6 protein-coding genes are annotated in these 10888 nt (G+C 72.9%); 2 read left to right on the top strand and 4 right to left on the bottom strand.

What is annotated here, in order from left to right; all coding sequences use genetic code 11:
• Nucleotides 1-9 precede the first annotated feature (9 nt).
• The gene (locus tag GWI24_RS06025; protein ID WP_308343519.1) at nucleotides 10-4026 is read left to right on the top strand and encodes a beta-ketoacyl synthase N-terminal-like domain-containing protein; all 4017 of its coding nucleotides are present in this window, start codon (nucleotides 10-12) and stop codon (nucleotides 4024-4026) included.
• 68 nt (nucleotides 4027-4094) lie between these two features.
• Here the strand turns inward: GWI24_RS06025 and GWI24_RS06030 are convergent, their stop codons facing one another.
• A complete protein-coding gene (locus GWI24_RS06030; RefSeq protein ID WP_210944868.1) occupies nucleotides 4095-4508 on the bottom strand; it encodes an NTP pyrophosphohydrolase in 414 nt (137 codons plus the stop codon).
• A gap of 69 nt (nucleotides 4509-4577) precedes the next feature.
• Between GWI24_RS06030 and GWI24_RS06035 the strand changes: the two genes are divergently transcribed.
• Nucleotides 4578-5633 (top strand): hypothetical protein, encoded by a 1056-nt coding sequence (locus tag GWI24_RS06035; RefSeq protein ID WP_210944869.1) that lies wholly within the window; start codon nucleotides 4578-4580, stop codon nucleotides 5631-5633.
• Nucleotides 5634-6079: 446 nt separating this feature from the next.
• On the opposite strand, the gene GWI24_RS06040 is transcribed toward GWI24_RS06035, so the two are convergent.
• The 3 genes from GWI24_RS06040 to GWI24_RS06050 form a co-directional block, all read right to left on the bottom strand.
• Nucleotides 6080-8209, bottom strand: coding sequence for a 3-hydroxyacyl-CoA dehydrogenase NAD-binding domain-containing protein (locus GWI24_RS06040; protein ID WP_210944870.1), 2130 nt, complete (start codon nucleotides 8207-8209; stop codon nucleotides 6080-6082).
• The gene (locus GWI24_RS06045) at nucleotides 8206-9423 is read right to left on the bottom strand and encodes an acetyl-CoA C-acyltransferase (RefSeq protein WP_210944871.1); all 1218 of its coding nucleotides are present in this window, start codon (nucleotides 9421-9423) and stop codon (nucleotides 8206-8208) included. Before GWI24_RS06045 ends, GWI24_RS06040 begins: the two co-directional genes overlap by 4 nt.
• A 168-nt stretch (nucleotides 9424-9591) precedes the next feature.
• Nucleotides 9592-10869, bottom strand: coding sequence for a ribonuclease D (locus GWI24_RS06050; protein ID WP_210944872.1), 1278 nt, complete (start codon nucleotides 10867-10869; stop codon nucleotides 9592-9594).
• Nucleotides 10870-10888 lie beyond the last annotated feature (19 nt).

Raw genomic sequence — 10888 nt, forward strand, 5'->3', positions numbered from 1 at the left:
GACGTTTCCGTGGCTAGCGCGAACGAAGAGAAGCTTCTCGACAATCTGAAGTGGATGACCACTGAGCTGCGCCGGGCCCGTCGCCGCCTGACCGAGGTGGAGGCGGACGCGCAGGAACCGATCGCCATTGTGGCGATGAGCTGCCGTTTCCCCGGTGGCGTCGGTTCGCCCGAGGATCTGTGGCAGCTGGTCGCTGAGGGCGGTGACGCCATTTCCGGATTCCCCGCCGACCGCGGCTGGGACATCGAGGGACTGGCCGATCCGGACCCCGACCGCAAGGGCACCTTCTACAACAGCGGCGGTGGATTCCTCGACGGCGCCGCCGAATTCGACCCCGGATTCTTCGGCATTTCGCCGCGCGAGGCGCTCGCCATGGACCCGCAGCAGCGGCTGCTGCTGGAGACGTCCTGGGAGGCTTTCGAGCGCGCGGGAATCGACCCGACGTCCGTCAAGGGCAGCCGCACCGGCGTGTATGTGGGCGCCTCGGCCATGGGCTACGGCTCCGATGTCCAGGGCGCGCCGGAGGAACTGGAGGGCCTGCTGCTCACCGGCGGCGCCACCAGCGTGCTGTCCGGCCGTATCGCCTACACCTTCGGACTCGAGGGCCCGGCCGTCACGATCGACACCGCGTGCTCGTCGTCGCTGGTCGCCCTGCACTGGGCGGCCCAGGCGCTGCGGCAGCGCGAATGCTCGCTCGCCCTCGTCGGCGGCGTCACCGTGATGCCCAACCCCGATGTCTTCGTGGAGTTCAGCCGCCAGCGCGGCCTCGCCCCCGACGGCCGCTGCAAGTCCTTCGCCGCGTCGGCGGACGGCACCGGCTGGTCCGAGGGCGTCGGCGTACTGCTGGTCGAGCGGCTGTCGGACGCGCGCCGACACGGCCACCAGGTGCTGGCCGTGGTGCGCGGCAGCGCGGTGAACCAGGACGGCGCGTCGAACGGTCTGACCGCGCCGAACGGCCCCTCCCAGCGGCGTGTCATCCGTCAGGCCCTGGAGAACGCCCGGCTGTCCGCCGCCGAGATCGACGTCGTCGAGGCGCATGGCACGGGCACCACGCTGGGTGACCCCATCGAGGCGCAGGCGCTGCTCGCCACCTACGGCCAGGAGCGGCCCGAGGGGCGGCCGCTGTGGCTGGGCTCGCTCAAGTCCAACCTGGGCCACGCGCAGGCGGCGGCGGGCGTCGCGGGCGTCATCAAGATGGTCATGGCGATACGCCACGGCCTCATGCCCAAGACCCTCCACGTCGATGAGCCGTCCCCGACCGTGGACTGGACGGCGGGCGAGGTGTCCCTGCTGACCGAGGCCCGGCCCTGGGATGAGACCGGCAGGCCGCGCCGGGCCGGTATCTCGGCCTTCGGCGTGAGCGGCACCAACGCCCACACCATCCTGGAGCAGGCCCCCGAGCTGGAGGCTCCGGAAGATTCTCCGGAGCCGGACGGGAACGCCACCCCGGCCGCGAACGCCGCGCCGGTCACCGCCGCCGTGCTGCCGTGGCTCCTCTCCGCCAGGAACGCGGCGGCGCTGCGCGACAACGCCCGGCGCCTCGCCTCCCATCTCGACCGCGAACCCGCCCTCGGCACCGCCGATGTGGGCCACTCACTGGCCACCGGCCGAGCGGCGCTGGAGCGGCGCGCGGCGCTCGTGGGCGAGGACCGCGCCGGGCTGGCCGCCGGTCTGGAGGCGCTGGCGCGGGGGGAGTCCGCGCCGGGGCTGATCGAGGGCACGGTCGCCGAGGGCGAGACGGCGTTCCTGTTCACGGGGCAGGGGAGTCAGCGGCTGGGGATGGGGCGTGAGCTGTACGACGCCTATCCGGTATTCGCTGAGGCGCTGGACGCGGTGTGTGCGGAGCTGGATCCGCACCTTGAGCGGCCTTTGAAGGATGTCCTGTTCGGGGACGACGCGGCGGTACTGGACCAGACGGGGTTCACTCAGCCCGCGTTGTTCGCGGTTGAGGTGGCGCTGTTCCGGCTGGTTTCGGAGGCGTGGGGTCTGCGGCCCGATTTCCTCTCCGGGCATTCGATCGGTGAGTTGGCCGCCGCGCATGTGGCGGGTGTGTTGTCGCTCGCGGATGCCGCGAAGTTGGTGGCGGCGCGTGGGCGGTTGATGCAGGAGCTGCCCACCGGTGGCGCGATGATCGCGGTGCAGGCGTCGGAGGACGAGGTGGCGCCGCTGCTGACCGAGGGGGTCAGCATTGCCGCCCTCAACGGGCCCACGTCCGTTGTCATCGCGGGTGATGAGGGCGCGGCGCTGGAGATCGCGGCGGGTTTCGAGGCGCAGGGTCGTAAGACCAAGCGGCTCACCGTGAGCCATGCGTTCCATTCGCCGCGTATGGACGGGATGCTGGAGGCGTTCCGTCGGGTGGCGCAGGGGCTGTCGTACGAGGCTCCGAGGATTCCGATCGTGTCGAATCTGACCGGTGGCGTGGTGTCCGCCGAGGAGATCACGACTCCCGACTTCTGGGTGCGCCACGTCCGCGAGGCCGTCCGCTTCCTCGATGGTGTGCGCACCCTCGAGGCCAAGGGCGTCACCACGTTCATCGAGCTGGGCCCCGATGGTGTGCTCACCGCCATGGCGCAGGAGTGTGTGACCGACTCCGCGTCCGATGCCGCGTTCATCTCGGCGCTGCGCAAGGACCGTTCCGAGGCCGAGGCGCTGACCAAGGCCGTGGCACGTGCCCATGTACGCGGTGTGGCGGTGGACTGGGCCGGATACTTCGCCGGCAGGGACTCCCACCACGTCGATCTGCCGACGTATGCCTTCCAGCACGAGCGGTTCTGGCTGGAGCCGGGCACGGCGTCCGTGGGCGATGTGGCCTCGGTGGGCCTGGAGTTGGCGGGGCATCCGCTGCTCGGCGCTGCCGTGCCGCTCGCGGAGACCGATGGGCTGGTGTTCACGGGACGGCTGGGTGTGGATACGCATCCGTGGCTGGCCGACCATGTGGTGCAGGGCGCGGTGGTGCTGCCCGGCACGGCGTTCGTGGAGCTTGCCGTCCGCGCCGGTGACCAGTTCGGCTGCGACCTGCTCGACGAGCTGACCCTGCACGCCCCGCTGGTGCTGCCCGCACGCGGTGGCGTCCGGCTGCAGCTCACCGTCGGCGCGCCCGATGGCGCCGGACGGCGGTCGCTGACCGTGCTGTCCCGCGCGGAGGACGCCCCGGCCGAGGAGCCGTGGACGCGACACGCCGACGGTGTGCTCGCCACGGGCGCGCCCCGGCCGTCGTTCGCGCTGACCGCGTGGCCGCCGCAGGGCGCCGAGGCGGGCCGTACCGAGGAGCTGTACGCGGCGCTCGCGGACGGCGGGCTGCGGTACGGCCCGGTGTTCCAGGGGCTCACGGCCGCCTGGCGGCGTGGGGACGAACTCTTCGCCGAGGTCCGGCTGGACGAGTCCGCCGCCTCCGACGCGCAGGCGTACGGCCTGCACCCGGCGCTGCTCGACTCGGCGCTGCACGCGCTCGGCCTGGACGGCCTGGGCGACGGCGACGGCCAGGGGCGGCTGCCGTTCGCCTGGAGCGGCGTGTCGCTGTACGCGAGCGGCGCCTCGGCGCTGCGGGTGCGGCTTGAGCTGCGCGGAGCGGACGGTGTCCGGCTGGAGATCGCGGACGCGGCCGGTGCGCCGGTCGCCGCCGTGGACTCGCTGGTCCTGCGCGCCGTGTCGGCGGAGCAGGTGCGGGCCGCGCGGGCGGCGTACCACGAGTCGCTGTTCCGCGTGGAGTGGACGACGGCCGCACCTGTTGACGTGGCCGATGCCCCGCGTGCCGGACGGTGGGCGGTGCTGGGCACGGATGCCTACGGGCTGGGCGCCACGGCGTACCCGGACCTGGCCGCGCTGGGCGAGGCCGTCGATTCCGGAACGGCGCTGCCGGAGTACGTAGTGGTGTACCCGGCACATCAAGCCCGTCCGGCGATTGAGGACACGCCCGATGGGCGTCCGGGCGCGCACGCGGACGGCGCGCCATCTGAAGGCCCGGGTGCGGCATCTCCAGCCCGTCCGGCGCTTGAGGACCGGGGTCTGGGGCGGAGCCCCGGTTGAGGGAAGGGGCGGGGTGGGGACCGGCCCGCCGCAGGCGTCACGGTCGGCGGGGAGCCGCCTGAGAGGGCCTAGGACGCCGAACCGTCAGGGCGGACCGACCGGGGGCCCGTCGTCTCCGCGCCCAGCGCCGTGACCCGCGCCCGCAGCCCCTGGTCCGCCGTCACCACCAGGCAGGGGCGGCCCTCCTGACGGACGCCCGCCACCACGGCCACGATGTGGTCGTCACCACTGCCCGGCGCGCTCTCCACCCGTACGCCTGCCACCGGCTCGACGCCCCGCGCCGCGCCCTCGACCACCATCACGATGTCCACCGGAGGGTCGGTGGCCCAGCCGGGCACGCCCGGGCGGTCGGGGAGCCCGGTACCGGCGAGGACGGCCAGCCGGTCGCGGAGCCGCTCGGCGGCGCCGCGCCGGTCACGCCACCAGCCATCCGGAACCGAACCGACCACATTGGCGGCGTCCACGACCACAACCCCATCCATAGTCCAGACAAATTACTATGGGCATCGTTCGAACAGGTGGAAGGGCTCGGGGAAGGTTGGCAGCGGGCCATGGCGTTGCGGTTGCTCCGCGGCAAGGACGGCAGGCTCACGGCCTACGCACTGGTGACGGGCGGTGTCGCCCGCTGGACCGAGGACCGCCCCGGAGGGGCGGAGTGGACGGGGCCGTGGCTGATCGAAGTATCCGGCCGCCTGGCCGGGCTGACCGTCGTTCAGAGCCCCGAGGGCTATGCCCATCTGGTGGGGCTTCGGCACCGGCCGGGCGGCGCCGGGGAACCGGCGCGCGTGGACATCGTCCACGCCACCCAGTTCCAGACCGGCCGCCCGCTGACGGCGTGGCACTCCCTGGGCACCCCGCATCCCAGGGACGCCCGCAAGGCCGAGCGGACCGGCCCGCCGGCCGCGGCGGTGGACTCCTCCGGCGCGCTCCGCGTCTTCGTGCGCAACGCCGGGGGCGGGGTGAGCGCGCGGCGGCAGGACCCCAAGGGCACCTGGGAGCGCTGGACCGACTGGAAGGGCACGCACGTACTGGGCGGCATGTCGGCGGCCGCGACCGCCGACGGCCGTCTCGAACTGCTGGCACCGGCCGGGAAGGGCGCCGCCCTGCGCTGGTACCAGCCCAAGCCCGGCGCCGCCCCCAAGCAGGGCGAGGACGTCCCCGCCGACGCCCGGCCGGATTCGGCGTCCATGGTGGAGAGCAGCCCCGGCACCCTCACCCACTACTGGCGCGACGCCCGCAGCGGTGAGGTCATGGCCTGGCGGCCGGACTCCCCGGCTCCCGCGCCGCTGGGCGGGGCCACGGGCACCGGCCCGGTCGCCGCGGTGCGCGCCATGGTGGACGGTCACGACTGCACCGTCCTGGCCCACCAGGACACCGCGGCCGGCGGGCTGGCCGTCGCCGCCCACCCGTGCGAGGACGAGGCGGCGGGGGTGTGGTGGACGCCCTCGGGCGAACAGGGCGCCCACACCCCGGCCCTGGCGCTGGACAGCCAGGGCCGGGTGGTGCTGGCCGCGCTGGCGCTGGACGGAAAGCTCCTGGTGGCCCGTCAGAAGACCGATGAGCGCGGGCTGGCACTCCAGGCCTGGACCCGCGTGGGAAGCGGCTGAGCGGCGCCACAGCGCTGCTCGAGCGGCGGCTCGGCAGTCTGCTGGGCGGTGAGCAGGCCCGGCTCGGGGCCGCCTGCCTGATCCGGGCCGTGCCCTGCCCGGCGCGTACGTCGTCGGCGCGGCGTCCGTGGAAGGTGCCGTCGGTCCGTTTCCCGCCCCGGGCGTGACCCGACCGCCGGGAGTGACCCGCCCCGGATGCGAGTGGCGGATGCGGCGGCCCCGCCGAGGGCCTCGCCCCGGCCCCCCGTTGCGTGGCCTGCGGCCCGGCTCCCACCACATGCCCTCCAGGCATGTCTTCCGTCGCCGGGCGGGCCCGGTTCAGCCCGTCGGGCGGGGCGCCCTTCGCCGGGGCACGCGGCTCCGCCGGTGGGACGAGCCCCGTAACGCCCGGGTGCCGGACGGGGCTTCGCCCGCCCGGCACCCGGGTATGCCATGCGCCGCCGGCGCTACGCGGGAACGCTCGCCACGCCCTGCGCCAGGAACGTCTTCCCGTTCACCCGCTCCGAGACGCCCTCGCGGTCCAGGTACGGCGTGATGCCGCCCAGGTGGAAGGGCCAGCCCGCGCCGGTGATCAGGCACAGGTCGATGTCCTGCGCCTCGGCGACGACGCCCTCCTCGAGCATCAGCCCGATCTCCTGCGCGACCGCGTCCAGCACCCGGGCGCGCACCTGCTCCTCGGTGAGGACGGTGTCGCCCTGCTGGAGCAGTGCGGCGACCTCCGGGTCCAGCTCCGGCTTGCCGGAGTCGTGGACGTAGAAGCCGCGCTTGCCCGCCTCGACCACGCGCTTGAGGTTCTCCGAGACCGTGAAGCGGTCCGGGAACGCTCCGTGCAGGGTCTCGGAGACGTGCAGACCGATCGCCGGGCCGACCAGCTCCAGCAGCACCAGCGGGGACATCGGCAGGCCCAGCGGCTCGATGGCGCGCTCGGCGACGTCCACCGGGGTGCCTTCGTCGATCACGTTCTGGATCTCGCCCATGAAGCGGGTCAGGATCCGGTTGACCACGAACGCCGGGGCGTCCTTGACCAGAACGGCGGTCTTCTTCAGCTTCTTGGCCACGCCGAAGGCCGTGGCCAGCGACGCGTCATCGGTCTTCTCACCGCGGACGATCTCCAGCAGCGGCAGGATCGCGACCGGGTTGAAGAAGTGGAAGCCCACGACCCGTTCGGGGTGCTTGAGCTGGGAGGCCATCTCGGAGACCGACAGCGAGGAGGTGTTGGTGGCGAGGATGGCGTGCTCCGGCACGACCGCCTCGACCTCGGCGAACACCTTCTGCTTGACGCCCATCTCCTCGAAGACGGCCTCGATGACGAAGTCGGCGTCGGAGAAGGCGGCGGCCTTGTCCAGCGAACCGGTCACCGCGGCCTTGAGGCGGTTGGCCTTGTCCTGGTTGATCCGGCCCTTGAGCAGCAGCTTGTCGATCTCGCCGTGGACGTAGCTCACGCCCTTGTCGACCCGCTCCTGGTCGATGTCGGTCAGCACGACCGGCACCTCGAGACGCCGTGCGAACAGCAGCGCCAGCTGCGAGGCCATCAGACCCGCGCCCACGACGCCCACCTTGGAGACCGGGCGCGCCAGCGACTTGTCCGGGGCGCCGGCCGGGCGCTTGCCGCGCTTCTGCACCAGGTTGAAGGCGTAGATGCCGCTGCGCAGCTCGCTGCCCATGATGAGGTCGGCGAGCGCCTTCTCCTCGGCCTCGTAGCCTCGGGCGAGGTCGCCGTTGCGCGCGGCGTCGATGATCTCCAGCGCGCGGTAGGCGGCCGGGGCCGCCCCGTGCACCTTGCCGTCGGCGATGGCGCGGCCGCGCACCACGGCCTCGTGCCAGGCGTCGCCGCGGTCGATCTCGGGCCGTACGACCTCGATCTCGCCCTTGAGGACGGCGGCGGTCCAGATCAGCGACTGCTCCAGGAAGTCCGCGCCCTCGAAGATCGCGTCGGCGATCCCGAGCTCGTAGACCTGCTCGCCCTTGAGCTGCTTGTTCTGGTTGAGCGAGTTCTCGATGATGACCGAGACCGCGCGGTCGGCACCGATCAGGTTCGGCAGCAGGGTGCAGCCGCCCCAGCCGGGCACCAGGCCGAGGAACACCTCGGGCAGCGAGAAGGCGGGCAGCGCCGCGGAGACGGTGCGGTAGGCGCAGTGCAGCCCGACCTCGACCCCGCCGCCCATGGCCGCGCCGTTGTAGTACGCGAAGGTGGGCACGGCGAGCGTGGACAGCCGCTTGAAGACGTCATGGCCGCCCTTGCCGATGGCCAGCGCGTCCTCGTGGCGCTTCAGCAGCTCCACGCCCTTGAGGTCGGCGCCCACGGCGAAGATGAACGGCTTGCCGGTGATGCCGACACCGGTGATCTCGCCGTCCGCGGCCTCCTTCTCGACCTGGTCGATCGCCGCGTTGAGGTTGGCGAGCGAGGCCGGGCCGAAGGTGGTGGGCTTGGTGTGGTCCAGGCCGTTGTCCAGCGTGATGAGCGCGAAGCGGCCCGCGTCCTGGGGGAGATCGAGGTGGCGGACGTGCGCCTGCGTCACGACCTCGCCCGGGAAGAGCTCTGCCGCTCCCTTGAGAAGCTCTGCGGTGTTGGTCACTTGTTCCCCTCGAAGTGCGGGTTCTCCCAGATCACGGTGCCACCCATGCCGAAGCCGATGCACATCGTCGTGATGCCGTAGCGGACCTCGGGGCGCTCCTCGAACTGCCGTGCCAGCTGCGTCATCAGGCGGACACCGGAGGAGGCCAGCGGATGGCCGAAGGCGATCGCGCCGCCGTACTGGTTGACGCGCTCGTCGTCGTCCGCGATGCCGTAGTGGTCCAGGAACGACAGGACCTGGACGGCGAACGCCTCGTTGATCTCGAACAGGCCGATGTCCTCGATGGACAGACCGGCCTTCGCCAGGGCCTTCTTGGTGGCCGGGACCGGGCCGTAGCCCATCACCTCGGGCTCGACGCCCGCGAAGGCGAACGAGACCAGGCGCATCCTGACCGGCAGGCCCAGCTCCCGGGCGAAGTCCTCGGAGGCGATCAGCGAGGCGGTGGCGCCGTCGTTGAGCCCCGCGGAGTTACCGGCCGTGACCCGGCCGTGCGGGCGGAACGGGGTCTTCAGCGTGGCCAGGCCCTCCAGCGTGGTGCCCGGGCGCATCGGCTCGTCGGCCGTCGCCAGGCCCCAGCCGGTCTCGCCGCCCTCGGGGGAGGTGCGGCGCACCGAGATCGGCACCAGGTCCTGCTGGATCTTGCCGTTGGCGTACGCCTTGGCGGCCTTCTCCTGGCTGCGCACCGCGAACTCGTCGGCGCGCTGCTTGGAGATGTGCGGCAGCCGGTCGTGGAGGTTCTCCGCCGTCATGCCCATGAACAGGGCCGACTCGTCGACCAGCTTCTCCGAGACGAAGCGCGGGTTGGGGTCGACGGCCTCGCCCATGGGGTGGCGGCCCATGTGCTCGACACCGCCCGCGACCACGGCGTCGTAGGCGCCGAAGGCGATGGATCCCGCGGTGGTGGTCACGGCCGTCATCGCACCGGCACACATCCGGTCGATGGCGTAGCCGGGGACCGACTGGGGCAGCCCGGCCAGGATGCCCGCGGTGCGGCCGATGGTCAGGCCCTGGTCGCCGATCTGCGTCGTCGCGGCGATGGCCACCTCGTCGATGCGCTCCGGCGGCAGATCCGGGTTGCGGCGCAGCAGCTCCCGGATGCACTTGACGACCAGGTCGTCGGCGCGGGTCTCGTGGTAGATGCCCTTCGGGCCCGCCTTGCCGAATGGGGTCCGGACGCCGTCGACGAAGACGACGTCCCTAGCGGTACGAGGCACGTTGGCTCTCCTCCAGGTGCGGGATGGCACTGCTGCGGGCACGCCGGGGGCGCGCCGTCACACCCTCATGCTACTTATGAGTAACCAAGCTGCCCAGTCCCCACCGCCGGAGGGTTGAAGGTCACAACCGTGGACCGGCGGCGGGGCCGCCGGTCCACGCGCGTCACATCACGCCGGGGGCGTCAGCAAGGCGGCCGTCAGCACCGGGGTCACCTGGTCGATCTGCCAGGGGCGGGCGCCGTGACCTGCGAGAACGGACGCGATCGCATCCGTGGTCGGCTCGGCGGGCGGCTCCCAGCACAGCCGCCGGACGGTGTCCGGGGCGATCAGGTTCTCCTGCGGAAGATTCAGCTGTTCGGCCAGTTGGGTGACGGCCGCACGCGCCGCGGAGAGCCGCGCCGCGGCTACCGGGTCCTTGTCGGCCCACGCCCGCGGCGGGGGCGGACCGGCCACCGGCTGGCCCGGCTGCGGGAGGTCCGCCTCCGGCAGCGCCCGCGCCCGGTCCACCGCGGCCTGCCACTGCTCCAGCTGGCGCCGGTTCATCCGGTGGCCGAAACCGTTCAGCGCGGCCAGTGCCCGGACATCTCCCGGCAGGGCCAGCGCGGCCTCGACGATGGCCGCGTCGCCCAGCACCTTGCCCGGTGAGACATCGCGGCGCTGGGCGATCCGGTCCCGGGCCGTCCACAGCTCGCGCACCACGGCCATCTGCCGGCGCCGGCGGACCTTGTGCATCCCCGACGTCCGCCGCCAGGGGTCCTTGCGCGGCGGGGCGGGCGGGGCCGCGGCGATGGCCGCGAACTCCTGGTGCGCCCACTCCAGCTTCTCCTGCCGCTCCAGCTCGTCCTCCAGCGCGTCGCGCAGGTCCACCAGCAGCTCGACGTCGAGCGCGGCGTAGTGCAGCCAGGGCTCGGGCAGCGGGCGGGTGGACCAGTCCACGGCGGAGTGGCCCTTCTCCAGGGCGTATCCGAGGATGTTCTCGACCATGGCGCCGAGCCCCACCCGGGCGAACCCGGCCAGCCGGCCCGCGAGTTCGGTGTCGAAGATCCGGGCCGGGACCATGCCTATGTCCCGCAGACAGGGCAGATCCTGGGTCGCGGCGTGCAGGACCCATTCGGCGTCGGCGATCGCGGCCCCCAGACCCGAGAGGTCGGGGCAGCCGACGGGGTCGATCAGTGCGGTCCCCGCTCCGGCCCGGCGCAGCTGGACCAGATAGGCCCGCTGTCCGTAGCGGTAGCCGGAGGCGCGCTCGGCATCGACGGCCACCGGGCCGTGGCCCGCGGCGAAGGTCGCGATGACCTCGGCCAGCGTGTCCGCGTCGGCGGTGACGGGCGGGATGCCCTCGCGCGGCTCCAGCAAGGGGACCGGCGCCGGGGGGAGGTCGTCCGGAGGAGCGCCCCCGGTGGTTCGCAGTGTCGTCTCTGCTGCGGTCTCTTGGGCGTCGGTCACCTGTCAAGGGTAGCTGTGT

The organism is Streptomyces sp. MK37H, from assembly GCF_018035285.1.
Taxonomy (GTDB): Bacteria; Actinomycetota; Actinomycetes; order Streptomycetales; family Streptomycetaceae; genus Streptomyces; species Streptomyces endocoffeicus.